19 protein-coding genes are annotated in these 23,434 nt (G+C 65.3%); 10 read left to right on the top strand and 9 right to left on the bottom strand.

Annotation, left to right across the window (positions count from 1 at the left end; translation table 11 throughout):
• The first annotated feature begins 59 nt into the window (after positions 1 to 59).
• From B7P44_RS32325 to B7P44_RS32315, 3 genes are read left to right on the top strand one after another with little or no spacing between them, the layout of a single operon-like run.
• On the top strand, positions 60 to 3,113 hold the full coding sequence (locus B7P44_RS32325) for a putative type IV secretion/conjugal transfer ATPase (protein ID WP_084909868.1): 3,054 nt from the start codon (positions 60 to 62) through the stop codon (positions 3,111 to 3,113).
• Positions 3,110 to 3,625: a hypothetical protein gene (locus tag B7P44_RS32320; RefSeq protein ID WP_084909867.1), complete on the top strand. Its 516-nt coding sequence runs from the start codon at positions 3,110 to 3,112 to the stop codon at positions 3,623 to 3,625. Before B7P44_RS32325 ends, B7P44_RS32320 begins: the two co-directional genes overlap by 4 nt.
• 54 nt (positions 3,626 to 3,679) lie before the next feature.
• Positions 3,680 to 5,893 (top strand): DotA/TraY family protein, encoded by a 2,214-nt coding sequence (locus B7P44_RS32315; protein ID WP_084909866.1) that lies wholly within the window; start codon positions 3,680 to 3,682, stop codon positions 5,891 to 5,893.
• A 66-nt stretch (positions 5,894 to 5,959) separates the two neighbouring features.
• Here B7P44_RS32315 and B7P44_RS32310 read toward each other — a convergent pair whose 3' ends face one another.
• Both B7P44_RS32310 and B7P44_RS32305 read right to left on the bottom strand, forming a co-directional pair.
• Positions 5,960 to 6,217, bottom strand: a complete 258-nt coding sequence (locus tag B7P44_RS32310) for a hypothetical protein (RefSeq protein WP_084909865.1) — start codon at positions 6,215 to 6,217, stop codon at positions 5,960 to 5,962.
• A 332-nt stretch (positions 6,218 to 6,549) separates the two neighbouring features.
• Positions 6,550 to 7,026, bottom strand: coding sequence for an Lrp/AsnC family transcriptional regulator (locus tag B7P44_RS32305; RefSeq protein WP_084909864.1), 477 nt, complete (start codon positions 7,024 to 7,026; stop codon positions 6,550 to 6,552).
• A gap of 182 nt (positions 7,027 to 7,208) precedes the next feature.
• Here B7P44_RS32305 and B7P44_RS32300 point away from each other — a divergent pair, with 182 nt between their 5' ends.
• Positions 7,209 to 8,450 carry a diaminopropionate ammonia-lyase gene (locus tag B7P44_RS32300; protein ID WP_084909863.1) on the top strand — a complete coding sequence of 414 codons (1,242 nt, stop codon included), beginning with the start codon at positions 7,209 to 7,211 and terminating at the stop codon, positions 8,448 to 8,450.
• 35 nt (positions 8,451 to 8,485) lie between these two features.
• A complete protein-coding gene (locus B7P44_RS32295; protein WP_084910146.1) occupies positions 8,486 to 9,649 on the top strand; it encodes a M20 aminoacylase family protein in 1,164 nt (387 codons plus the stop codon).
• A gap of 117 nt (positions 9,650 to 9,766) precedes the next feature.
• On the opposite strand, the gene B7P44_RS32290 is transcribed toward B7P44_RS32295, so the two are convergent.
• The gene (locus B7P44_RS32290) at positions 9,767 to 11,605 is read right to left on the bottom strand and encodes an amidohydrolase (protein ID WP_084909862.1); all 1,839 of its coding nucleotides are present in this window, start codon (positions 11,603 to 11,605) and stop codon (positions 9,767 to 9,769) included.
• Between the two features lie 267 nt (positions 11,606 to 11,872).
• Here B7P44_RS32290 and B7P44_RS32285 point away from each other — a divergent pair, with 267 nt between their 5' ends.
• Positions 11,873 to 12,067, top strand: a complete 195-nt coding sequence (locus B7P44_RS32285) for a hypothetical protein (RefSeq protein ID WP_084909861.1) — start codon at positions 11,873 to 11,875, stop codon at positions 12,065 to 12,067.
• Between the two features lie 28 nt (positions 12,068 to 12,095).
• Here B7P44_RS32285 and B7P44_RS32280 read toward each other — a convergent pair whose 3' ends face one another.
• Positions 12,096 to 13,454: an aspartate aminotransferase family protein gene (locus B7P44_RS32280; RefSeq protein WP_084909860.1), complete on the bottom strand. Its 1,359-nt coding sequence runs from the start codon at positions 13,452 to 13,454 to the stop codon at positions 12,096 to 12,098.
• Positions 13,455 to 13,775: 321 nt separating this feature from the next.
• On the opposite strand from B7P44_RS32280, the gene B7P44_RS32275 reads away from it, so the two are divergent.
• Positions 13,776 to 15,767, top strand: coding sequence for a glycoside hydrolase family 28 protein (locus B7P44_RS32275; protein ID WP_084909859.1), 1,992 nt, complete (start codon positions 13,776 to 13,778; stop codon positions 15,765 to 15,767).
• A gap of 30 nt (positions 15,768 to 15,797) precedes the next feature.
• Here the strand turns inward: B7P44_RS32275 and B7P44_RS32270 are convergent, their stop codons facing one another.
• Together B7P44_RS32270 and B7P44_RS32265 are read right to left on the bottom strand one after the other, a co-directional pair.
• Entirely contained in the window at positions 15,798 to 16,304 is a 507-nt protein-coding gene (locus B7P44_RS32270; protein ID WP_084909858.1) for a GNAT family N-acetyltransferase, read from the bottom strand.
• Positions 16,305 to 16,720: 416 nt separating this feature from the next.
• Positions 16,721 to 17,353, bottom strand: coding sequence for an outer membrane lipoprotein (locus tag B7P44_RS32265; RefSeq protein ID WP_084909857.1), 633 nt, complete (start codon positions 17,351 to 17,353; stop codon positions 16,721 to 16,723).
• Positions 17,354 to 17,689: 336 nt separating this feature from the next.
• On the opposite strand from B7P44_RS32265, the gene B7P44_RS32260 reads away from it, so the two are divergent.
• Both B7P44_RS32260 and B7P44_RS32255 read left to right on the top strand, forming a co-directional pair.
• Positions 17,690 to 18,889, top strand: coding sequence for an amidohydrolase family protein (locus tag B7P44_RS32260; RefSeq protein ID WP_084909856.1), 1,200 nt, complete (start codon positions 17,690 to 17,692; stop codon positions 18,887 to 18,889).
• Between the two features lie 46 nt (positions 18,890 to 18,935).
• Positions 18,936 to 20,120 carry an amidohydrolase family protein gene (locus B7P44_RS32255; RefSeq protein WP_084910145.1) on the top strand — a complete coding sequence of 395 codons (1,185 nt, stop codon included), beginning with the start codon at positions 18,936 to 18,938 and terminating at the stop codon, positions 20,118 to 20,120.
• 30 nt (positions 20,121 to 20,150) lie between these two features.
• On the opposite strand, the gene B7P44_RS32250 is transcribed toward B7P44_RS32255, so the two are convergent.
• The 3 genes from B7P44_RS32250 to B7P44_RS32240 form a co-directional block, all read right to left on the bottom strand.
• A complete protein-coding gene (locus tag B7P44_RS32250) occupies positions 20,151 to 21,014 on the bottom strand; it encodes a LysR family transcriptional regulator (protein ID WP_084909855.1) in 864 nt (287 codons plus the stop codon).
• 107 nt (positions 21,015 to 21,121) lie between these two features.
• The gene (locus tag B7P44_RS32245; RefSeq protein WP_084909854.1) at positions 21,122 to 21,817 is read right to left on the bottom strand and encodes a nucleotidyl transferase AbiEii/AbiGii toxin family protein; all 696 of its coding nucleotides are present in this window, start codon (positions 21,815 to 21,817) and stop codon (positions 21,122 to 21,124) included.
• Positions 21,814 to 22,293, bottom strand: a complete 480-nt coding sequence (locus B7P44_RS32240) for a helix-turn-helix domain-containing protein (RefSeq protein ID WP_084909853.1) — start codon at positions 22,291 to 22,293, stop codon at positions 21,814 to 21,816. Before B7P44_RS32240 ends, B7P44_RS32245 begins: the two co-directional genes overlap by 4 nt.
• Before the next feature lie 286 nt (positions 22,294 to 22,579).
• On the opposite strand from B7P44_RS32240, the gene B7P44_RS32235 reads away from it, so the two are divergent.
• The gene (locus B7P44_RS32235; protein ID WP_084909852.1) at positions 22,580 to 23,431 is read left to right on the top strand and encodes a phytanoyl-CoA dioxygenase family protein; all 852 of its coding nucleotides are present in this window, start codon (positions 22,580 to 22,582) and stop codon (positions 23,429 to 23,431) included.
• The last annotated feature ends 3 nt before the right edge of the window (positions 23,432 to 23,434 follow it).

The following is a 23,434-nucleotide window of genomic DNA, read 5'->3' as shown; positions in this document are numbered from 1 at the left end:
CACGACTCGAAAGCGGTGCACATGATGCGCAGCACAATCTTGCGCCGGAGAACACATCCATGACTATCGTCAGCAACATCCTCGACAACGTCGAATCGCTCATCGCGTGGATATCCAGCCACGCGCTCGGCGCAGACCTGCCGTCCTACTGCCAGCTTGAAACCGCGATCGGACTCGATCCGGAAGATCCGCGTGCGAAGCAGATGGCGGCGATCGACCCGAAGGGGGCGCGCCCCTATATCCTGATCACGCGGCAGTGCGCGATGCTCACGATCTTCGAGCTGACCGGCTCGATGGATATCGTCGGCGAGCAGGAGTTCGAGCAGATCACGGACGACCTTCGGCGTGCGATGACGTCCTACTTTCAAAAGGCCGGTCACTCGATCGAATTCTCGTTCGAGCGGGATCCGGACATGATCCGCGAAAAGGTGAAAAACCTGATGCAGCCCGCATACGACACCTGCGAACGCATCGGACTCGACCTCAAGGACATGCTCGACGATCGTTGCGATCGCGTCGCGTCGCTCTGCTCGCACGAATCGTGTTACGTCATGCTGTACACGCATCTGTCTTCGATGGCGCCTGACGAGCTGAAGCGCGAGATGGAGACGCACAAGCTGCGCATGAAGGAGAACAAGGTTCAGCCGCTGCTGGAGGCCCAATCGGTCACCGCGATTCTGAAGGGGTTGCTGCATCGACATGAAACGTTCGTCGATGCGATGGAACGCGATTTCCTCCACGCGAAGCTGCATATCGAACGCCTTTCGACGCACGACGGCGCGCGGGCCATCCGGCAATCGTACGACCGCAAGCGCACCGATCCCAAGTGGAAGCCCGTTCTTCCCGGTGACCGGTACACGCCGCGCAAGACCCGCAATGGCGCGGTCGACGGGCTGTATCTCCAGCGCCTCCAGGAGCAGATGTGCTCCGGAAAGGTCTATGCCGACGGCGATTTCGTGTCCATCAACGGCGAGTATCACGGGGCCGCCTACATGGAAGTCGGGCCGCAGGAAGTGCACGATTTCATGATGCTCTTCAACCGGGTCGGCAAGGACATACCGTGGCGCATCAAGTTCTCCATCGAGCCCGGCGGCCTCGAGTCGGTCAAGTTCAAGAACCTGATGGTGAGCATCATCGGGTTCATGAGCAGCACGAATCGCGCGATCAAGCGTTCGTTCGATGCAATCGAACATGCGCGGCAAAACAACGAGTGCATCGTCTCGGTTCGCATCACCGCGTCGACGTGGGGGCCCGACAAGCGTACGTGCGAGGACCGGCTGTCGGCGCTCGTGAGCGCCATGCAGGGTTGGGGCGTCGCCCAGATCAGCACGGATACCGGCGACCCCATTCAGGGGCTCGCATCGACCATTCCGGGATTCACGGACAAGTCGGTCGCGCCGAAGATGATCCCGCCGCTCTCCGATATCGTATGCCTGCTGCCGATTCAGCGTGCCGCGTCCCCGTGGTATGCCGGCGGCTCGATCCTGCTGAGAACGCTGGACGGCAAGGTGTATCCGTTCCAGCCGAATTCGTCGCTGCAGACGGCGTGGATCGACCTGATCTGGGCAATCATGGGCTCGGGCAAGTCGGTATGGCTGAACACGCTGAATCTGGGGGCGATTCTCTCTCCCGGCCTGCGGCGGCTGCCGTTGATCACGATCATCGACGTGGGCGTGAGTTCGAGCGGCCTCATCGATCTCCTGCAGAACGCGCTTCCGAACGAGCGGAGGAACGAGGCGATCTACATCCGCCTCAAGAACAGCCCGGACTTCGCGATCAACCCGCTCGACACGCTACCGGGCTGCCGTTTCCCGACTGCGTTCGATCGCGAGTTCCTCATCTCCATCCTGACCGCGCTGGCGACGCCGGTCGGCAAGAAGGAGCCGTACGCGAACGCCCCCGAACTGGCCGGCATGCTGATCGACGAGGTGTACGCCAAGTATTCGACTCGCGGGTCGGAGAAGCGCTACGAACCGACGATCGACCCCGACGTGGACCGTGCGCTCGCGGAACTCGGGTTCGTGCACGACGAATATACGACGTGGTGGGACGCGACGGATCGCCTGACCATCGCCGGCAAGATTCGCGAAGCACGTCTCGCGCAGCGCTTCGCGGTTCCCGTCCTCCATGACCTGATCGAGGCGATCGGCTCGGAGCGGGTGCGTTCCGTTTTCGCGCCGTCGGAAACGTCCCAGGCGCGTGTCGACAACGGGATGACGCTGCTCGACGCGATGCGCATGGTCATCACGAACGCGCTGAGCGACTTTCCGATCATCGCTTCTCACACCCGCTTCGAGCTGAATGACCAGTCGCGCGTGGTCGCGCTGGATCTCGAGGAAGTCACGCGCGGGTCCGGTGAAGTGGGCGAACGGCAGGCCGAGATCATGTATGTCTTCGCGCGCCAGATTGCGGCGCGGCAATACTACTTGCCCGAAAACATCGCCGACCTCGCGCCGTCGATCTACCACGAGTCGCATCGGGTGAAGTACGAGGACATCAAGGACGAGATGAAGGCAATCTGCTTCGACGAGCTGCATCGCACGGCCGGGAAGAAGTCCATCCGGAAGCTGTTGTCGCTCGATCGTCGCGAAGGCCGAAAGCACGGCATTCGGGTATCGCTGGCGTCGCAGTTCATGAAGGATTTCGAAACCGACGGTGAATCGATCACGGAATCGGCGTTCTCCGTCTACATCATGAATGCCGGCAGCCAGAAGTCGAGAAAGGAAGCACAGGACATCTTCGGGCTGTCGAACTCGGCGATTGCAGCGTTGCAGCGGGACGTGCGCGGCGCGGGGAAATTCCTCGTATGGCATCAGACGAAGACCGGCGTGGTCACCCAAATTCTTCACAACCCGCCGGGGGCAATCGAATTGTGGGCGTTCTCGACGACAGGGAAGGACACCGCGCTGCGCCGAAGGCTATACAAGCGCATGACGCCCGCGCTCGCGCGCAGGATCCTCGCGAAGGAATTTCCGAGCGGCACCGCCGTGCCGTACATGGAGGCTCGCCAGGCGGAGCAGGGCGCCAAGGACGATGAAAACATCATCGACGTCATCGCAAAAGAACTCGTCGTGAAGTACCACGGCGAAGTCGTCCAGGAGCGTGCGGCATGAGCGACAGCAATCGTCCGAGTCGTGCCGGCCGGGTTGTCCGGGCCGGCCTGCTGTCGTTCATTCCGGGCTATCCGATCTACAGGGCGCTTCAATCGTTGAAGCAGACGGTTCGCACGGGCGCCCAGACGCTCTCGGATCGAACCGAGGATCTGGCCGCGCAGCGGCGAGACTCGCGGGTTGCGACCTACAGCGAAGCCATGGCGAAGCGCACGGAAGATTCGATGCCGCTCGAAGCGATCGAGCGGTTGTGCGCGCGGCACAAGCAGTTCTTCATGACGATGACCTGCGTGTCGATCGCCTTCGTGCTCGGGAGTCTCTTCGGGGAAAACTACTTCGGCGCGTTGATCGGCTTCCTGTTTTCAATGCTGTGCGTGATGTTCGCGTTGAAGTATGAGCACCGCTTGTGGCAGATGGAAACCGGGCGGGCCGCACCGGACGAGCCGCTTGGAAGCTTCCGGCAGTTCTTCTCGACCCCCGGGGCCATTCGCCGGGTGCTCGATCTTCACCTCTGATCGCATACCCGATCTATTCCGTATCATTAAATCGATACACATCGGCGGCAAATCATGAAATCTAAGCGAAACGAGTGGAGTGCGCGGCTGATCGGGCTTGCAGGCTGGGCGGTGCCGCTCGCGGCGTCGGCGCAATCGTCGGTATCGATCGGCGACATCCAGGCGGCCGCGAATCGGGGCGGCGACAAGTCGATGTCGCTGCTCGAGCTGGTCTACGGCGCAGTGGTCCACAATCCTCTTGCAGCCGGCGGCGGATCGGGGGGGATGATCGCCCAGCTGTTCATGGTGCTGAACTCCTGCATTCTCGCGGTCGGCGTGATATGGGCGCTCTATCATTTCGGTTCGGCCATGATTGCGACCGGGCAGGATGGCGAGTTCATGGGGCAGAAGAAGTCGTCCCCGTGGTTCATCATTCGCATGAGCGTCGGCTTCACGGGCCTGGTGCCGATTTTCGGCGGCTACTGCGGGGCGCAGATGATCATGCTCTGGGGAACGATGCTCGGGGTCGGCATCGCCAATTTGTCGCTCGACTCTGCCCTCGGCGTGCTCAAGAGCGGGGGATCGATGATCGCCGCGCCGGCGTCTCCGCAGGCCACGACCGTTGCAAAAGCGCTGTTCGAAGCGAACCTGTGTGCGCAGTCGGCAAACAAGGCGATCGACAACATGCCGCGCGACAGCGGGGTGTCCGTCGATGCGGACGAGCAATTCAATGTCATCAGCTCGGGCGCGGCGAGCAATAAGGTGGTGCTCATGAACCGGCGCGGCCTGTCTTGCGGGGGGGCGGAAATCAGCATTGCCGCGCCGCCGGGCGCGCACTCGACGGATGGCATGGCCGCTTACGGGCCAGAATCAGGTGCGATCTACTCGAAGATGCTCAGTGCGCATCAAAAGGCGCTCGGCGCGCTGCAGAAGACACTCGAGTCGGATGCGAAAGCATACGTATCGGCCATCAACGGGCAGACGCCGCCCGCGGATCCCCAGAACACGATCAATCAGGCGGCCCTGCAGTACCAGGCGACGATCTCGGAAGCGATCGCGAATTCGTCGAATGCCATCAGCGGGCTTTCGGATGCCATCGAATCGAACTTGAAACGAGACGGCTGGATCATGATGGGCGCCTGGTACCAAACGTTCGCGCAGGCGAACTCCCAGGTGACGGCGCTGGCGAATTCGACGGCCTCCGCGGTCGCTGGCACGAATCCGGACGAAATGCCTTACCCGCAGGTCTACCGCAAGGTGATGGCCGCGTATGAGCGGCAAAGCCAGCGTGCCGCTTCGACTGCGACAACGCCGAGCATGGTCGACAACCTGTCGACAGGATCGATGGATCCGAAGAATGTGCTGTCCAAGATCTTCTCCGGGAAAGAACTGGTGAAGATGGCGATCAATGTGAATTCGGGGCAAGGGCCTGCCGGCACGACGAACCCGCTGATCGGAATGAAGAATCTCGGCGACTACATCCTGGATGCGGGTTGGGTGGCGCTCGCTGCGTACGCTGCTCTGAAGGGCATCGAGGGCGCATCGGAGTCGAACGCCGGTGCGGTGGTGGGGGTGGTTAGCGACATCGCGACGGGCGGGCTGCGTGGCATGGCTACCGGTGCCGCGAAGGGCATACTGGCTGCAGTTGCCCCGTTCGTTGTGCTCATGGTCATCACGCTGTTCTTCTTTGGCGCGACGCTCTCGATCTACATCCCGATGCTGCCGTTCATCATCTGGTTCAGCGGCGTCGTATCGTGGTACGCGGTCGTCGGAGAATCCATGGTGGCATCGCCGCTCTGGGCCGTGACTCACCTCGACGGCGACGGTGACGGAATGGGGCAACGCCCGACGCACGGCTACATCTTCCTGCTTAATGTGATGTTCCGCCCGACGTTCATGGTCATTGGGTTCGTATTGGCCGGCGCGGGCATCGTGGTGCTCGGCACGCTTCTGAACACCATGTTCGGCGTCGCGATGCAGAACGCGCAGTACGATTCGATGACCGGCCTCGTGAGCATCATCGGCTTCATTTGCCTGTATGTCGGGCTATGCCAGACGCTCTGCAACAGCGCGTTCAGCCTGATTCACATCGTGCCCGACCAGGTGTTCGCGTGGGTAGGTGGTCAGATGTCGTCGCGTATGTCTGATATGGAGGAGCGCGTGAATCGCGCGTTTGGCGCTGGCCTCGGTCACGGTAGCCAAAATGCGCGCGGCGCGGGGATCGGCAAACCGAGAGATCCTAAACCAGGGAGACCGAAGGGGGCATCTGAAGGCAAGGATGCCGTGTAATTTCGGATCGTCTCCAAAGACAAAGCCCGCTTTCGCGGGCTTTTTTTTGTTTCGGGCGTTGCCTGCTTACGCACCGTGCAAGCCCTTTTTTACTACCGAGTCGAACGCGCCATCGAAGATTCGTTGACGGTTCTGCTGCACGAAGAGGTAGTTCTTCGGATCGACCTTTGAGAGTTCCGTGATGAGTGCATTCTTAAGTGCTTCCATGCCAGCCTTGTTGGCTCGGCTGATCAGGAGTGAGTGCTCGAGCTCTGCTGCGTACGCTCTCCATTCTGCTGCGTTTTGCTCCGCCGCTGTTGCTCGCCCGAGAATCGCTCCGTCCATTTTTTGCTCCTGCGATGCGCCGGTTAACCGGCGTGGTTTGAACTATAGAGCAATCGTTTTGCGGATTGCGAAGTCAATTCGCTCAGATCGCGCTGTGCTTGCCCTTTACGTATTGTTATTGAGTATACGCTGCATAAGGTGCTTTTGACTGACCGCCGAGCGGAATCCCATTCGACAACCTATATCGCCGGGTAATCGACGACCAATATCGCCGAGTAATTGAGAGGGCACAGGCAATATCGTTGCCGCTTTAAACAAGCGCGATTCAACCTCGAAATCCGGGTCTTCACCCGCCTCGCGGACAACCTTCCGGAGGCGCCGTTCACCGGATTTCACTCCTCCATGTCGACCGCCACCCCCAACCCCACCTTCACCCGCCCCATGCTCACCAGCGTCTTGAACCGCTTCACGTTGTTATTCGAAAAGAACAACTGCCGCGTGAGCGCGTTGTACTGGTCCATGTCGCGTACGGTGAGAATCAGCACGAAATCCCACTCACCCGTCACGTAATAGCACTGCTGCACCTGCGGACACTGTTCGAAAGTCCGCTTCATCGCATCGATCTGGTCGAGCTGCTCGCTCTCCATCTCGACGTTGACGACGATCGTCAGCGCATATCCGACCTTCTCCGGCGAGACGACCGCCGTGTAGCGCTCGATCACGCCGTCTTCCGCGAGGCGGCGCAGCCGCCGGTTCACCGCGGCGGTCGACAGGTTCACGCGCGCGCCCAGTTCGTTCTGGGGCGTCTGCGCGTCCCGCTGGACTTCCATCAGCAGCTTGCGATCGAACGCATCGAGAGGGGTGGTCATGATTTCGCGTGAAGCCTCGCCAAAGTGAGAAATTGTTGCGCAAAGCCAGCTCAATTGGGGAATTTATTGACCAGCCTGCGCAATATTATTTTGCTCATCGAGGGCGGGCGCAACCGGCGCTTTCCCGATGCGACTCAACCGACGGACCTCTGCCGAGGCCGTCCCTCCGGAGCAAGCCTGCCATGCTGATCGCCAATCCCCGGTCGTCACGCGCCCCTTATCCCGACGCGCTGCGGCGCGTGCTGAACATCGCGACCGCCGACGAAAGCGGCGCGTGGCTGTCGAACTGGCGCCTCCTCGGCGCCGCGCCGACGCCGTTGTGGGACCTGCCCGACGCCGCCGCGCAACTCGGCGTCGCGCGGCTCGCGGTCAAGGACGAGTCGTTCCGCTCGCCGCTCGGCAGCTTCAAGGCGCTGGGCGCGCCGGTCGCGCTGATGCGTCTGGCGAAGCGCCTGTGGCGCACGCACGACCTCGACCCGAAGGACCTGATCGCAGGCCGCCACGCGTCGCTGCTCGCGGGCCTGACCGTGATCAGCGCGACGGACGGCAATCACGGCAACGCGCTGGCCGCGGCGGCGCGCACGATCGGCTGCCGCTGCGTGATCGTGCTGCATGCGCACGTCGACGTCGAACGCGAACGCGCGATCGCCGCGCACGGCGCGCAGATCGTGCGGATCGACGGCAACTACGACGAATCGGTCGTGCGCGCCGCCCAGCTTGCGCATGCAAACGGCTGGCATGTCGTGTCGGATACGTCATACGATGGCTACGAGGCGATTCCGCGCGACGTGATGCAGGGCTACGGCGTGATCGCGGCCGAACTCGTCGGCCAGTCGGCGGACACGGCCGGCGCGCCCGCGTTCACGCACGTGTTCCTGCAAGGCGGCGTGGGCGGACTGGCCGCCGGGGTCGCAAGCTATCTGTGGGAGCGTCATGGCGCGCGGCGGCCGCACTTCATCGTCGTCGAGCCGCGGCAAGCCGACTGCCTGTACCAAAGCGCGCTCGCGGGCCGCGCGACGAAGGCGACCGGCGCCGTCGATTCGGTGATGGCCGGGCTCGCGTGCGGCGAAGCGTCGCCGCTCGCGTGGGATTTCCTCGAGCCGTGCATCGATCACTTCATGCTGATCGACGACGACGATGCGGTGCGCACGATGCGTGACTTCGCGACGGGCAGCGGCCGCGACGCGCCGCTCGTGATCGGCGAATCGGGGGCGGCCGGTCTCGCGGGGCTCGCTGTGCTGATGCGCGCCCCCGAACTTGCGCGCGCGGCGGGGCTCGACGCGACGTCGCGCGTGCTCGCGATCAGTACCGAAGGGGCGACGGCGCCGTCGGTCTACCGGCAATGCGTCGGCGAGCCGGCCGAAGCGGTGCTGGCGCGCCGGCGCGACTGGCTGGATCGCACGGCAGCGGCCGTCGCCGTGTGACGGACATCGACATCGACATCGACGAGGAGTTCGGCATGGAAAGCACGCTGCAAGGACAACTGAAGACCTGGCGACAACACCTGCATCGATATCCGGAGACCGGCTTCGAGGAGGTGAAGACGTCCGACTTCGTCGCGACGATCCTGACGACGCTCGGGCTCGACGTGCATCGTGGAATCGGCGGGACGGGGCTCGTCGCGAACCTGACGGTCGGCGCCGGCAAGCGCGCGATCGGCCTGCGCGCCGACATGGATGCGCTGAACATCGCGGAAAGCGCGCCCGGCCGCGCGCATGCGTCGCTGACGCCCGGCAAGATGCACGCATGCGGCCACGACGGGCACATGTCGATGATCCTCGGCGCGGCACGGCTGCTTGCCGAGCGCAAGGACTTCGACGGCACCGTGCGCTTCATCTTCCAGCCGGCCGAGGAGCACGGCCGCGGCGCGAAGGCGATGATGGCCGACGGGCTGTTCGAGCGCTTTCCGGTCGACGCGATCTTCGGCGCGCACAACATGCCGGGCCTGCGCGCCGGCACGTTCGCGACGCGCGCGGGCGGCATCATGGCGAGCGAGGACAATTTCGTCATCCGGATCAAAGGACGCGGCACGCATGCGGCGCGGCCGCACATGGGCATCGATCCGATCGTCATCGCGTCGCAGGTCGTGCTCGCGCTGCAGACGATCGTGTCGCGCAATCTCGATCCGGGCCAGCAGGCGGTGATCTCGTGCACCGAATTCATCACCGACGGCTTGCGGAACGTGATCCCGTCGACGGTGACGATCAAGGGGGACACGCGCAGTTATTCGCGCGACGTGCAGGCGCTGCTGGAAACGCGGATGCGGGAGATCAGCGAAGGCATCTGCCGGACCCACGGCGCGGACTGCACGTTCGAATACACGCACGAGTTCGCGCCGACGGTGAATTCGCCGGAGTGCGTCGAGACGGCGGTGAGGGCCGCCACGAACGTCGCCGGGGCGGAGGGCGTGGAGCCGAACGTCCAGCCGATGATGATCTCGGAGGACTTCGGCGCGTTTCTTCAGGCGGTGCCGGGCAACTTCATCTTCATCGGCAACGGGGACGCGGCGGGCAACGGCGGCGTGCCGCTGCACAACGCGACCTACGACTTCAACGACGAGATCCTGTCGATCGGCGCGCGGTATTTCGCGGAGATTGCGCGGCTCGCGTTGCCGGTCGCGTGAGAGCCGGCTTCGTCAGGGCGCACGTGAGCATGGTATGAGCCGCGCTGTGCGCGGTGAATGGTGACCGCTGATCGCCGGCTTCCGAAACAGGTGATCAGCGATCCGAACCACTGGGACCTATCGGGCTTCCGACTTGGAAGCCGAATAAACCTTGCGCCCGCTGACCCATGTCTCCAGCGCCCGGATTTCGCGCAGTGGACAAGGATCCCCCGGTTTGGCTTGCAGCGGATCCTTTTCCAGGATCACGAGGTCAGCCTGTTTCCCTTCTTTCAACGAGCCGATCTGATCGTCCAGGTGGCATTGCCAGGCCGCGTCGATGGTAACCGCACGCAGCGCTTCGGACGCGCTCAGGCACTCCGTCTCATTGAGCACCGAATGCTCCGGGTCGGCTTCCATCACCCGCCACATTGCTTGCTCCATATAGCGCAATGGCCCCAGCGGAGAGACAAAGCGATCGCTGTGCAGACTGATGCGAAGGCCCGCGCGTAGCGCCGATTTGCATCGATCGAGCTTCTGCGCGCGTTCGTCGCCAAGAATGGTCTTCTGGAACACGTGCCCCCAGTAGCCGACATGGCCGATCAGAAAACTGGGCGAGATCGACAGTCGCTTCATGGTGCGAAGATCGTCGTCGCTGAGGAGCGACGCATGCTCGATCCGATGGCGCAACTCGACCGGTGTGCCGGATGGTTGGGGCGAGGCGGACGCTGCCTCAGGAACCTTGCTCAGCACCAGCTGGTATGCGGCCAATACGTTGGCGATGGCTTCATCGCCATTGGCATGGGTCATGATCGGCCATTTCGCCTCGACGACCTTCTGCATGACTTGAGCCAGTGTTTCGACGGGATTGAAGTTGAACAGGCCATTGGGGCCCACGCCGGGAACACTGTGTTCGTCGCAGCACTTGTATGGCTTGCTTTGCAGGCCGGTCAATCCTTGGTTGGAGCCGTCGGCGATCAGCTTCATCGCCCGGATGGTAAACAATTCCTCAGGCTTGCTATCCAGTTGAGGCTTGAATTGCTTGATCCACACCGGCCAGAGGTCGTCATTGCCGAACAGGGCCGCGCCCATGCGAACCGTCATCCACGGCGTTCTCGCCAACGCCTGCATCAGGATGACTTCATAAAATCCTTTTCCCGCCCCCAGGCCGGCATCGAACAGGGTGGTAATGCCACGCTTGTTCGCGTTCAGCAGCACTTCCCGCACTTGGTGAAACAGATCAGCCGGTTTCGGCGGCGGCATGGCGCCCATCAGCAGGGCGAGTTGCGATTCGGTCAGCACGCCGTCGGGGTAATCGTCTTGGAGACCGGCGGCTTGCAGTGCGCTGCTGTTGGCATAGCCGATATGCCCGGACGCATTGACCAGGAACAGGCACGTGTCTTTGCTGATCCGGTCCAACCATGCACGGTCGATATCCACCCATTTGCGCATCAGCGATGGGTCGACGCCACTTCCACAAACCCACTTTTCTCCGGCTTTCTGCGCGTCGCGGACGGCTGGCTCAAGCAGCCTGCGGATGGAGTCCTCGCTGTAATCGGGATTCAGTTTTTGGTCGTCGAAAGGTGACAGGTCTATCCAGGGCTTGGTACGGAACAGCGCGGTGGGCAGCAGATGCATGTGCGGATCAATCAGGCCGGGAAGCAAGGTCTGGCCGCCCTTGAGCGCCTGCTCGCGAACTTCCGGGAATGTCTCCCGCATGCGTTGACGGACCTCGTCGAGCGTACCTGCGGCGATGACCTTGTGGTTGCCGATACCCAGCGCGTCGACTTGCCTGCCGGTGTCTTCCGGGTCCGGATAGATGTGTCCGCCGTAGAAGATCACGGCCTCCGGCGCTCGGTGCGCTTCCAGCCGGCTCAATTCCTTGAGCAGATCCTGCCATTCGCTCTCGCGCTGGCTAAAGGGGGTTGCCAACAAATGGGTGCCGCAGCATGCACATCCGAGCTGGTGTCGCTGGAACATAATAAGATCCTTGTTGGTTTTTATTGCATTAGATGTACTTATTGTTCGCTACAGACAATTTCAAAAAGCAAAACACTGGGATGGATAAGATGCCGAGTGGCGTCATGCAGCATCAGTGAGACTTGCTTCAAGAACCTCGCTTGTGAATGACGCAGGCGGCGCATTTGACGCGATGGCGCCGGGGCCGGTGATACGTCAATGCTGAATCGTATGTATAAACACTGCGCGCGTATGGAGCAAGATCAAAATCCGTGCGCCTGACCGAGGTTGGTCGGAATTCGCGGTCGCCAACGAGTCGAGCAGGGCGACGGCGGCTTCAACGAAATCCACAACCTGAAGATCAGCGGCGACGCGCCGGCCCGGAACGGCACTGCCCTCGCCAACGGCAGCTATGGCGGCGATCTCGTGTTGCTGTTCGAGACCACCGCCGCGTCAGGCGACGACAAGCAGATCGAGCAGTAGGCGCGCGTCCGCCTGCTGCGTCACGCCATCACACCAGCTCTCTGAGACACGCATCGAACAGCGCAACCAGCAGGTCGACATCCTGCACGGTCGTCTCGGGACACACGAGCATCATGTTGTGGAACGGCGTGATCAGCACGCCGCGGTTCAGCAGGTACAGGTGCACGATGTGCTCGAGCTCGCTGTCGAGCTGCCGGCCGGCGAGCGTGCCGTTGCGCGGCGGCGTCGGCGCGAACTGGAACTCGGTGCGCGCGCCGATGCGCGTCACGCACCACGGCAGCCCGTGTGTCGCGATCGCCTGTTCGAGCCCGGACGCGAGCCGCGCGGCCAGTTCGAACATGTGCGCGTAGGCCGCTTCCGTGGCCACGTCCTCCAGCGTCGCGCGCATCGCATGCATCGCGAGCATGTTCGCGGTGAGCGTCGTGCCGATGCCCGAATGTCCGGGCGGCGCGTTCAGCTTCGCCTGTTTCGCGCGCTCCGCGAATGCCGCGCTGAAACCGTAGACGGCGCACGGCACGCCGCCGGCAATCGGCTTGCCGACCACCAGCACGTCGGGATCGAGCCCGTGCGCCACCGCGTAGCCGCCGGGGCCGCTGCTGATCGTGTGCGTCTCGTCGATCACGAGCAGCGTGCCGTAGCGGCGCGTCAGCGCGCGGGCTTCATCCCAGAAGCCGGGATCGGGCAGCACCATCCCGATGTTCGTCATCGCGGGCTCGGCGAGCACGCATGCGACGTCGCCATCCTTCAGCGCCGCTTCGAGCGCCCCAAGATCGTTGAACTCGACGACGCGCGTGTTCGCGAGCAGGTCATACGCCTGCCCGAGCAGGCTGTCGCGCTGCATGGGGCGGCCGTCGACCAGATCGACGAACACGTCGTCGACCGTCCCGTGATAGCAGCCGTTGAACACGACGATCGTGTTGCGGCCGGTGGCCGCGCGCGCCCAGCGCAGCACGAAGCGGTTCGCGTCGCTCGCGCTCAGCGCGAACTGCCAGACCGGCAGCCCGAAGCGGCGTGCGAGTTCGCGCGACACCCATGCCGCATCCTCGCTCGGCAGCATCGTCGTGTAGCCGCGCGTCGCCTGCTCGGCGAGTGCCCGCGCGACGGGTTCGGGCGCATGGCCGAACATCGCACCGGTGTCGCCGAGACAGAAATCGACATAGCGATGGCCGTCGACGTCGGTGAAGGTCGCGCCGCGCGCTTCCTTCACGTACAGCGAGAACGGGGTCGACCAGTCCTGCATCCAGTGCAGCGGGACACCGAACAGCAGGTGCTCGGCGGCTTCCGCGGACAGTGCGCGGGATCTCGGCATCGCTTCGGCGAACGCGCGGCGCTCGCGCTCGAACAGCGCGCGGGCGCGGATGAGGTCGACTCCGTGGCGGGAACGCAAGTTGGGCTCCTCCGGCAAGGTTGATCGGATGACGCGTGAGCGAGCTTGTCATATTCCGTGTGCGCGGTCGATCAGGGCTCGGCCGCGTATCTGCCTGATTTGAAATTTCTGCGCATAAACATACGACAACAGATGTTTGATGCGCATCCTTGAAGTGAGTGCGCGCACACGTATTTCAAAATATCCTCATTAAAACAGGATAAGTGACAGATTCTTGCAAGGCGGCTACCCCATCTAGACTATTCAATGTAGTACGACAACATATGAATAATGATGCGCTACCCGCGCGCGTTGATCGCCCAATACACTGGAGGAGCGCCCATGCCCGCAATCCGCCCTTCGTCTGTTCTATTACTGTCTTCAAAGCGGGTGTCGCGCCGCGCGTGCATCGGCTGGACCGGCGCGCTGGCCGGCGGCGCGGTGCTCGGCGGGCCGCTCGCGGCGACCCGGGCCTTTGCCGGAGGCAACATGTCGAATGCGTCGGCGGTCGATCCGATCTGGGGCGAGCATGGTGCGGCGGCGCGCATCGCCGCGTCGCTCGCGCCTGTGTCACGGCTCGTGTTCCACGGCCGCGACTTCGACGTGACGCGCTACGGCGCGCGCCCCTGCGCGACGGTCCCGCAGACCTCCCCCTACACGAACACCATGAAATCGCCGGTGAGCCCCGGCTCGGAACTGACGCCCGCGCCGGGCGCGATCGATTCGCGCCCGGCGTTTCTCGCGGCGATCGACGCGTGCCATCGCGAAGGCGGCGGCCGCGTGGTCGTGCCGCCGGGCACCTGGTATTGCGCGGGGCCGATCGTGCTGCGGAGCCACGTGAACTTCCACCTGAGCGCGAACTGCACGATCTACTTCAGCCCGAACCCGGCCGACTACGCGAAGGACGGCCCCGTCGACTGCGGCGCGAACGGCCGCCTGTACTACAGCCGCTGGCAGGCGAACGACTGCCTGAACTACGGCGCGCCGGTCTATGCGCGCAATGCGGTGAACATCGCGCTGACCGGCGAAGGCCCGACGTCGGTGCTGAACGGGCAGGCGATGACGCCGTTCGCCGGCGGCGGCAACGGCAGCGTCTGCTGGTGGACCTACAAGGGTTCGTCGGGCACGTACGGCGCGAGTGCGTCGATGCCGAGCCAGGCGTATCCGAATCCGAACAACGTCGACCTGCGCATCGTCGCGCCGGGGATTTCCGACGCGCTCTACGCGATGCTCACGTCGCCCGTCACGCCGTGGCAGCAGGACCAGAACTACCTGCCCGCGCTGTCCGAGGCGGGCGTGCCGGTCGAGCATCGGATCTTTGGCCTGGGCCATTACCTGCGTCCGTGCCTGGTCGAATTCATCGGCTGCACGAACGTGCTGATGCAGGATTACCAGACGCAGAACACGCCGTTCTGGCAGCACCATCCGAGCGCGTGCCGCAACGTCGTGATCCGCGGCGTGACGACGAACAGCATCGGCCCGAACAACGACGGCTTCGATCCGGACGCGTGCACCGACGTGCTGTGCGAGGACTGCACGTTCAACACCGGCGACGACTGCATCGCGATCAAGTCGGGCAAGGACCGCGACACGGAATACGGGCCGGCGTTGCGCCACCTGATCCGCAACTGCACGATGAACAGCGGCCACGGCGGCATCACGCTCGGCAGCGAGATGGGTGGCGGCGTCGAGCAGGTCTATGCGACGAACCTGTCGATGCTGAACGCGAACTGGCAGACCAACCCGCTCAACATCGCGATCCGCGTGAAGACCAACATGAACCGCGGCGGCTACGTGAAGGACTTCCACGTGAAGGGCGTGAGCCTGCCGAACGGCGTGAACCTGAAGGGCGGCGGCTACGGCGGCGCGCTGCTCGCGGGCAGCCCGATCAACGCGAGCGTGCCGCTCGGCGTCGTGACGGCGGCGGCCGGCAACCCGTCCGCCGCGCAGGGCGGGATCGTCACGTTCGATTGCGACTACCGGAGCGCGAACGACGCGGTGCGCACGCGCCCGCCCGTCGTGCAGGCCATCACGATCGCGGACGTGAAGGCGGGCAACGTGACGCTGAACGGCGTGACCGCGTCGTGTTTCCAGGCGATCGTCGCGCAGGGGCCGGTCGCGTTCGACTACAACGGCGCGCCGCCGACGCCGGCGGTGCAGCCGATCTCCGGCGTGACGATCCGCAACTGCGACTTCGGCACGCCGGTCGCATGCGGCGCGCCGACGGCGACGTCGCCGGGGCCGGTGTATGCGTTCAACGTGAGCGGGATGGCGCTGGCGAACGTCGTGATCGCCGGGCAGGCGATCGACACGACGATCACGGACCGGCGCTAGCGCGCCGCGCGTCTCGGCTGGCGCTGCGCGTTACGCCAGCACCTTCACCATGTGCTCCTCGTCGTAGAACTGGCCGTTCACGACGAGCGAGCGCGGTTCGGTGCCGAACCGGACGAATCCCTTCGACAGGTAGAGCCGTCTGGCCGCCTCGTTGATCGCGTTCACGCACAGCAGCAGCTGTGCGCTTTGCCACGCGTGTTCCGCATGCGCGACGGCAGCGTCGAGCAGCGATTCGGCGATGCCGCGCCGACGGTAGGCCGGATCGACGAACACCCCCCAGACCGTTGCCTTGTGGCGAACCTGCGCACGCGCATCGCGCCGCACGCCGGTGATGCCGACGAGCGCGTCGCCGTCGAACGCGCCGAATACCGCGAGCTCCGGCGTCGGGCGCATGCGCGACACCACTTCGTCGACGGAGAGCGCGGCCTGTTCGTCGCGGGTCGGCAGGAACGAGGTCGGGGACGTCTCGATCGCAAGGAGGCGGAGGGACTGGAACAGGGGCGCGTCGGCGGCGTCGAGCAGGCGGATCGTGATCATGTGTCGTTGGTCTGGTGGATCGTCGGAATCTGCGGCTCGTTACGCCGCAGGGCCCGTCCATGCTAATCGGAATCGGCAGCGCCTGCCTGGCCGATCGACGCCGCCGCGATGACGCGATGCTGTGCACGACCATGTTGTGCTTGCCGGTCGGCGTGCGGCTGAACGATACGACTCCCGGAGCGCGGGTTCGGCCGGTTGATGTCGCTGCGTCGTTTGCCGTGGTCGTGTGGCGAGGCGAGCAATCGGGCCGACTGGCGTCGCGTGTCGCGTGGTTCCGGGGCGCGTGCCCGAGGATGGGGAAGGAGCGGTGCGCCAGGCCGGACTGGCGGCGTGCACGAAGCAAAGAGGGCGGCGCGGCGCGTGACGTCGCGCCGGTCATCGGCACGACGTCGACCGAGGACGTCGTGCAAGCGAAATCAGTAGCGCGACAGCTGGCTGCCGTCGATCCGCACGCGGTCGCCCGGGTGCAGGTCGCCCGGCGTCGGCACGTCGAACGCGCGCGTCGAGCCGTCGCTGACCTGCACGTCGATCCGGTAGCTGCTCGGCGCCTGCTGCGCGCCCATCTGCTGGCCGATCTGGTTGCCGGCGACCGCGCCGCCGAGCGCGCCGATCACGGTCGCCGCATCGCGGCCGTGGCCGCGGCCGAACTGGTTGCCGATCACGCCGCCGAGCAGCGCGCCGACCACGGTGCCGGCGACGCCCGCAGGCGCCACGGCGCTGCTGACCGGGCGGATGTTCGCGATCGTGCCGTACTGCGTGCCGTATTGGTTGCCATACTGGTTCCCGTACTGCTGCTGGTTGCCGTATTGCGAATCGTACGGAGACGGCGCCTGGTTCGGATACGCGGGCTGCTGGTACGCCGGCTGCTGCACGTAGCCGGGCTGCGAGTACGCGGGCTGCGCATAGCCGGGCGATGCGTATTGCTGCTGCGGGTAGCCCTGCGCGCCGTACGGGCCATAGCCCGGCGCGACGCAGGCAGTCAGCGGGAGCGCCGCCACGGCGACGAGCGAGGCGAACAGAATGGTCTTCGTGGAGGGCATGCGCATCATGATGTTTCCTGCATCGGCAACGTGTTCGCCGAGGGGATCAAGGGACGGGGGGCGAACTCGGCGTGAGTATAAGGAATGGCCGCAGGCCCGTCCGGAGCGGCCGGGTAACAACGTGTAAAGTCTGTTGCCGCGTAAATCGGGGGGACTATATGGCGGCCCGCCCGTGTGCCGCGCATCGCAAAATCGAATGCGCCGCATCGCGACATTTAATTGGCGCCACGATCCGGCGTCCGATATCGTGACCGGATTCCCCACTCACGGTCGCGCGGCGCCCGCCGCGGTTCCTCCCCTGTCCGCTTCGGCGCGGCGGCGCGATCGCCTCACAGCCACCGTGCCATGACTGACCGCCTCTTCATCAACGCCGTCGCCCCGAACGGCCAGCCCGTGAACCTCGTCGTGAGCGACGGCCGCTTCGTCGCGATCGGCCCCGATTGCGCGCCGCCGCCCGGCGCGGACATCGTCGATCTCGACGGCCGGCTCGTGCTGCCTGGTTTCGTCGACGGCCACATCCATCTCGACAAGAGCTTCGTCGGCGATCGCTGGGTGCCGCACGAACCCGCCGCGACGCTGCGCGAGCGCCTCGCCGCCGAAAAGCGCCTGCTCGCAACCGCGCCGCCGATCGTCGAGCGCGCGAATGCGCTGATCGCGCAGGCGGCGGCGTTCGGCACCGTCGCGATGCGCAGCCACGTCGACGTCGATGCAACCACCGGCCTCGCGAACCTGCACGCAGTGATGGCCGCGCGCGAGCAATGGCGCGGCATCGTCGACATCGAGCTGGTCGCGTTTCCGCAGGCGGGCGTGGTGTCGTGCCCCGGCACCGCCGACGTCCTCGACGCGGCCGCGCGCGAGGGCGCGGACGTGGTCGGCGGCATCGACCCGACGACGCTCGACGGCGACGCGGACGGGCAGCTCGACATCCTGTTCGGCATTGCCGAGAAGCGCGGCGCGAAGCTCGACATCCACCTGCACGAGCCGGGCGAGACCGGCATCGCGCAATTGCTGCGGATCGCGGCCCGCACGCGCGCGGCGGGGCTCGGCGGACGCGTCGCGGTGAGCCACGCGTATGCGCTCGGCCAGGTGCCGGCCGACGACGTCGCGCGCACGGCCGCGGCGCTGGCCGACGCGGGCGTCGCGATCCTGACGAATGCGCCGGGCGACTGCGCGTTTCCGCCGGTGCGGCAGCTGCGCGCGGCGGGCGTGACCGTGTTCGCGGGCAACGACAACATTCGCGACGCGTGGTGGCCGTACGGCAACGGCGACATGCTGCAGCGCGCGATGCTGGTCGGCTATCGCTCGGGCTTCTACACTGACGACGAACTCGGCATCGCGCTCGACATGGCGACGCATGCGGGCGCGCGCGTGATCGGCCTGCCGGACTACGGGCTCGCGGTCGGCTGCGACGCGACCTTCGTCGCGGTGCGCGCGCCGAATGCGGCGGCGGCGGTCGCGGGCGTGCCGGCGGAGCGCTGGGTCGTGCGGCGCGGCGAAAGCGACGCGCTCGCGCCGCTCACGCCGGCACTGCAGTTCGCACGATGATGCCGCCGCGCATCGCTTCGAATCGTTCAGACGAATGGGTGTGCCGATGACCAGCTTGTTGATCCGCAATCTCCGCACGGGCGCCGGCGACGCGCTCGACCTCCTGATCGACGGCGACCGCATCGCGCGGCTCGGGCCGTCGCTCGACGCGCCGGACGGCTGCGCGGTCGAGGACGGCGCGGGTGCGCTCGTGTTGCCGGGCCTCGTCGAAGGCCACACGCATCTCGACAAGACGCACTGGGGCATGCCGTGGTACCGCAACGCAGTCGGCCCGCGCCTCGTCGACCGCATCGAGAACGAGCGGCACTGGCGCGCGACGAGCGGCCACGACGCCGGTGCGCAGTCGCTGGCGCTTGCGCGTGCGTTTCTCGCCGCCGGCACGACGCGGCTGCGCACGCATGTCGACATCGATACCGATGCCGGGCTGCGCCATCTGCACGGCGTGCTCGCGACGCGCGATGCGCTGCGCGGGCAGATGGACATCCAGATCGTCGCGTTTCCGCAATCGGGTGTGCTGAAGCGTCCCGGCACCGACGCGTTGCTTGCCGACGCGTTGCGCGCGGGCGCCGACCTGCTCGGCGGGCTCGATCCGTGCGCGATCGAAGGCGATCCCGCCGAGGCCGTCGACGTGCTGTTCGGCATCGCCGAGCGTTATGGGCGCGGGCTCGACATCCATCTGCACGAGCCGTCGACGATGGGCGCGTTCTCGCTCGACCTGATCCTGCAGCGCACGGCCGCGCTCGGCATGCAGGGGAAGGTGACGATCAGCCACGGGTTCTGCCTCGGCGAGATCGACGAGCGCGCGCGCGACGCGCTGCTCGCGCGGATGGCCGCGCTCGGCGTCGCGCTGGTCACGACCGCGCCCGCGTCGGTCGCGGTGCCGCCGCTGGCCGCGTGCCGCGCGGCGGGCGTGACCGTCATCGGCGGCAACGACGGGATACGCGATACGTGGACGCCGTACGGATCGCCCGACATGCTCGAGCGCGCGATGCTGATCGCCATGCGCAACGATTACCGCCGCGACGACGCGCTCGAGACCGCGCTCGATTGCGTGACCGACGGCGGCGCGCGCGGCTGCGGCTTCGCGGATTACGGGTTGCAGCCGGGCCGCCGCGCGGATCTCGTGCTCGTCGACGCGCTGACGCCCGCCGAGGCGGTCGTCGCGCGGCCCGTGCGCCGGCTGGTGGTGTCGTCGGGGAAGATCGTCGCGCGCGACGGCGTGCTGGTCTGAAGACACGAGCACCGCCGGCGGGCCGCGGCTTCACCGCCGCTCGCGCTCCAGCATCGCGGCGAGCGTCTTCGTCAGTTCCTTGACCATCGGATCGGCGGTGGGCCGGTGCAGGATCGCGATATCCATGTTCTCGATCGGCGCGAAGCCTTGCTTCGCGCTCAGCACGACGTGCTCCGCGGTGACCGCGCGCGCGGGCAGCACGCTGATGCCGAGCCCGTCGGCGACCGCGGCCTGGATGCCGCTGAGGCTCGACGTCGTGAAGCTGATCCGCCAGCGGCGCCCGCGTTCCTCGATCGCCTTGATCATGTCGTCCCGGTACAGCCCGCGCGGTGGAAACGCGACGATCGGCACCGGGTCGAGATCGATCGACGGATGCTCCGCGCTGTCGATCCACTTCAGTTTCTCCGGCCAGCGCACGACCGCTTCGCGGCTGTCGCGCCGCTGCTTGATCAGCACCAGATCGAGGTCGCCGCGGTCGTATGCGGCGCTGACGTCGCGGCTCAGCCCGCAGGTGACTTCGAGCTTGACCTGCGGATGCAGGCGCTTGAACGCTGCGAGCGCGTGCGTCGTGCTGCCCGCCGCGAAATCGTCGGGCACGCCGAGCCGGATCGTCACCGCGACGGTCGCGCCCGACAGCGCCTCGAGCATCTCGTCGTTGAGCGCGAGCATCCGGCGCGCATAGCTGAGCACGGTCACGCCCGCGTCGGTCGGGCGCACGTCGCGTGCGCCGCGATCGAGCAGCCGGTGCCCGGCGATTTCCTCCAGGCGCCGCACTTTCTGGCTGACGGTCGACTGGGTCGAATGCAGCCGCGCGGACGCGGTCGTGAAGCTGCCGCAATCGGCGACCATCACGAGCGCCCGCAGCAGGTCGAGGTCGAACAGCGGTCTATTCATTTCTGCACTTCCGTGGGTTCTGGCATTGCGTTTTCGAATGCGTGCAACGCGTTTTAGCATGCGGCGGCATGGCGGGCAATCGCGGTTTTGACGGGGTGGGCGGCGCGCTAGCTGCGCCGGAAGCGCGATTTGCGATTGGCGTCGTCGTCGGGGATTTGCTGCAGGAACGTGTTCGCCAGCTTGACGCAATAGTCGAACGAGGGCGTGTAGCCGAGTGTCCGGATGTCGTTGAATCGCGGCAGCAGGAATGCGCGATGTTCACGCAGAATGCGCAGGAAGGTATCGCGATGGCGGACGAGGTATTCGCCGGCTGCCATCAGGTTGTCCGGCTCCCGTTCGATCACCAGGCTCAAGTCGAACAGGTCCCGTGCGGTCGGGCGATCGCCGCGGTGCCACATTTTCTTGGCGATGATTTCCGCGGCGGTTTCGACCTTGACCGGATGATTCATCAGCGTCCACTCGTCGAAGCCGGGGGCAGTCAGGTTCCGGGACACGACGAAGTCGATCTCGCCGTCCGGCAAGACGAGCTTCACGAATTCCGCGTGCTCCTCGTAGTCCGTCGTGATGTCGGACGCGGCATCGCTGATGCGCGGATTGACGTATCCGAGGTACTGCGGATTGGGAACGAAGATGTCGATGTCCTTGCTCAAGCGGTGGCCGTACCGCAGCATGAGGACGGTGCCGCCGCCGAACGTCCAGAACGGATTGGCCGTGCCATGCGTCCGGATTTCGTCGATGAGCGTCAGTGCGTGGCGAAACAGGCCCTGCCAAGGGCCGTCGGGCAGCGGCGACGGCGCGGTCATCTCCAGACGCCCCGATAGAGATGCAGATCTGTCGACCAGGTCGCGAGATGCTTCCAGATCTGCCGGAGCGGCGTGCCCGAGCGTGCGGCGGCCTCCTCGGCGGCTTTGACGACGACCGGCACCGGCACCTCGTCGAGCACCACGGAAAGCTGCGATTCATACCCTTCCGGAATCCGCCCCGTTGCCAGCGCATCGGCCAGCAGGCGTTCCGTCAGATCACCCTTGTAGCTGACGTTCGCGCTCACTGCAGCCTTGTAGAGGCCTTTCTGCGCCGGACGCGGCTGGGCCGTCAACTCGATGCCGAGCACGCTCAGCAGCGGAATCAGCTTGTTGATTCCAAGATCCTTGACCTTGCCGGTCTCGAGCTGATTGACGGTGAAGCGCGACAGGCCGGCGAGCTTTGCCAGTTGAGCCTGCGTGAGATCGAGCTCCGCTCGCCGCTTCGCCACAGCCTGGCCAATCTCGTAAAGCTGCATGATGACCTCCTGGCCGCCGATCCTGCGGTGGCTCGCAAATGTAAAGTATATCCTACATCATTGGTTTGCAACGCAGGCGTCGCGTTGCCCGATTTGCTGTATAGACTGCGATCCAGCAGCGACATTGGCCGGGGATGCGGGATGCCGACCGTCATTACGTCCGCACACGAGCGCAGGCGCCCAGACGAACTGCTTTCTCAATCGCTTGCGCTCGAAAATTTAGCGGTCTAGACTGCATCGCGACTTCATCTAAGCAGCCGCGATTCATTCAACCGACGGGCGAGCCATGATCACGAACATCAAAGACCGTGTCGCGAAAGCCGTAACCCGCGAACTGATCGACGCGTTTCGCGCGGACGGCGCGGCATGCATCCGGGGCATCTTTACGCCGGACGAGATTGCGACGCTCAAGGCCGGCATCGACGACAACCTCGCGCATCCGAGCACGCGTGCGAAGGTCGCGAGCCGGCCCGACGATCCCGGCTGGTTCTTCGAGGATTTCTGCAACTGGCGGCACAACGCCGCGTACCGCGCGTTCATCGTCAATTCGCCCGCGCCGTCCGTCGCGGCGGCGCTGATGGGCGGCGACACCGTGCGGCTGCATCACGACCACCTGCTCGTCAAGGAGCCTGGCACGCGGCAGCGCACGCCGTGGCACCAGGACCAGCCGTACTACAACATCGAAGGCGACGACAACGTCAGCATGTGGATTCCGGTCGATCCGGTGCCGCTCGAATCGACGCTCGAGTTCATCGCCGGCTCGCACCGTGGCCCGTGGCTGATGCCGCGCACGTTCATGGACCGGGAAGCGAAGTGGTTTCCGGAAGGCAGCCTCGCGGATCTGCCCGACATCGAAGCGGACCGCGCCGCGTTCCCGATCCGGCACTGGGCGCTGGAGCCCGGCGACATGGTGTGCTTCCGGATGCTGACGCTGCATGCGTCGGGCGGCACGCAAAACCGCCGGCGCGCGTTCTCGATCCGCTTCACCGGCGACGACGTCCGCCATGCGCCGCGACGCTGGAAGACGTCGCCGGATTTCCCGGGGCTGGCGGACGAGCTGGCGGACGGCGCACCGCTGGCGCATCCGCTGTTTCCGGTCGTGTGGTCGAAGGAGGGCGGGCAGGCAGCGGCGATCTGAGCG

The sequence above is a fragment of the Burkholderia ubonensis subsp. mesacidophila genome (assembly GCF_002097715.1).
GTDB classification, from domain to species: Bacteria; Pseudomonadota; Gammaproteobacteria; order Burkholderiales; family Burkholderiaceae; genus Burkholderia; species Burkholderia mesacidophila.
Note: the sequence above shows the minus strand (reverse complement) of the source record. Positions and strands in the feature narration are given on the sequence as shown.

What these genes read in the sequence shown, in the direction of transcription:
- B7P44_RS32325 (WP_084909868.1), top strand. Translation starts at nt 60, where the DNA reads ATGACTATCGTCAGCAACATCCTCGACAACGTCGAATCGCTCATCGCG.
- B7P44_RS32320 (WP_084909867.1), top strand. Translation starts at nt 3,110, where the DNA reads ATGAGCGACAGCAATCGTCCGAGTCGTGCCGGCCGGGTTGTCCGGGCC.
- B7P44_RS32315 (WP_084909866.1), top strand. Translation starts at nt 3,680, where the DNA reads ATGAAATCTAAGCGAAACGAGTGGAGTGCGCGGCTGATCGGGCTTGCA.
- B7P44_RS32310 (WP_084909865.1), bottom strand. Translation starts at nt 6,217, where the DNA reads ATGGACGGAGCGATTCTCGGGCGAGCAACAGCGGCGGAGCAAAACGCA.
- B7P44_RS32305 (WP_084909864.1), bottom strand. Translation starts at nt 7,026, where the DNA reads ATGACCACCCCTCTCGATGCGTTCGATCGCAAGCTGCTGATGGAAGTC.
- B7P44_RS32300 (WP_084909863.1), top strand. Translation starts at nt 7,209, where the DNA reads ATGCTGATCGCCAATCCCCGGTCGTCACGCGCCCCTTATCCCGACGCG.
- B7P44_RS32295 (WP_084910146.1), top strand. Translation starts at nt 8,486, where the DNA reads ATGGAAAGCACGCTGCAAGGACAACTGAAGACCTGGCGACAACACCTG.
- B7P44_RS32290 (WP_084909862.1), bottom strand. Translation starts at nt 11,605, where the DNA reads ATGTTCCAGCGACACCAGCTCGGATGTGCATGCTGCGGCACCCATTTG.
- B7P44_RS32275 (WP_084909859.1), top strand. Translation starts at nt 13,776, where the DNA reads ATGCCCGCAATCCGCCCTTCGTCTGTTCTATTACTGTCTTCAAAGCGG.
- B7P44_RS32270 (WP_084909858.1), bottom strand. Translation starts at nt 16,304, where the DNA reads ATGATCACGATCCGCCTGCTCGACGCCGCCGACGCGCCCCTGTTCCAG.
- B7P44_RS32265 (WP_084909857.1), bottom strand. Translation starts at nt 17,353, where the DNA reads ATGATGCGCATGCCCTCCACGAAGACCATTCTGTTCGCCTCGCTCGTC.
- B7P44_RS32260 (WP_084909856.1), top strand. Translation starts at nt 17,690, where the DNA reads ATGACTGACCGCCTCTTCATCAACGCCGTCGCCCCGAACGGCCAGCCC.
- B7P44_RS32255 (WP_084910145.1), top strand. Translation starts at nt 18,936, where the DNA reads ATGACCAGCTTGTTGATCCGCAATCTCCGCACGGGCGCCGGCGACGCG.
- B7P44_RS32250 (WP_084909855.1), bottom strand. Translation starts at nt 21,014, where the DNA reads ATGAATAGACCGCTGTTCGACCTCGACCTGCTGCGGGCGCTCGTGATG.
- B7P44_RS32245 (WP_084909854.1), bottom strand. Translation starts at nt 21,817, where the DNA reads ATGACCGCGCCGTCGCCGCTGCCCGACGGCCCTTGGCAGGGCCTGTTT.
- B7P44_RS32240 (WP_084909853.1), bottom strand. Translation starts at nt 22,293, where the DNA reads ATGCAGCTTTACGAGATTGGCCAGGCTGTGGCGAAGCGGCGAGCGGAG.
- B7P44_RS32235 (WP_084909852.1), top strand. Translation starts at nt 22,580, where the DNA reads ATGATCACGAACATCAAAGACCGTGTCGCGAAAGCCGTAACCCGCGAA.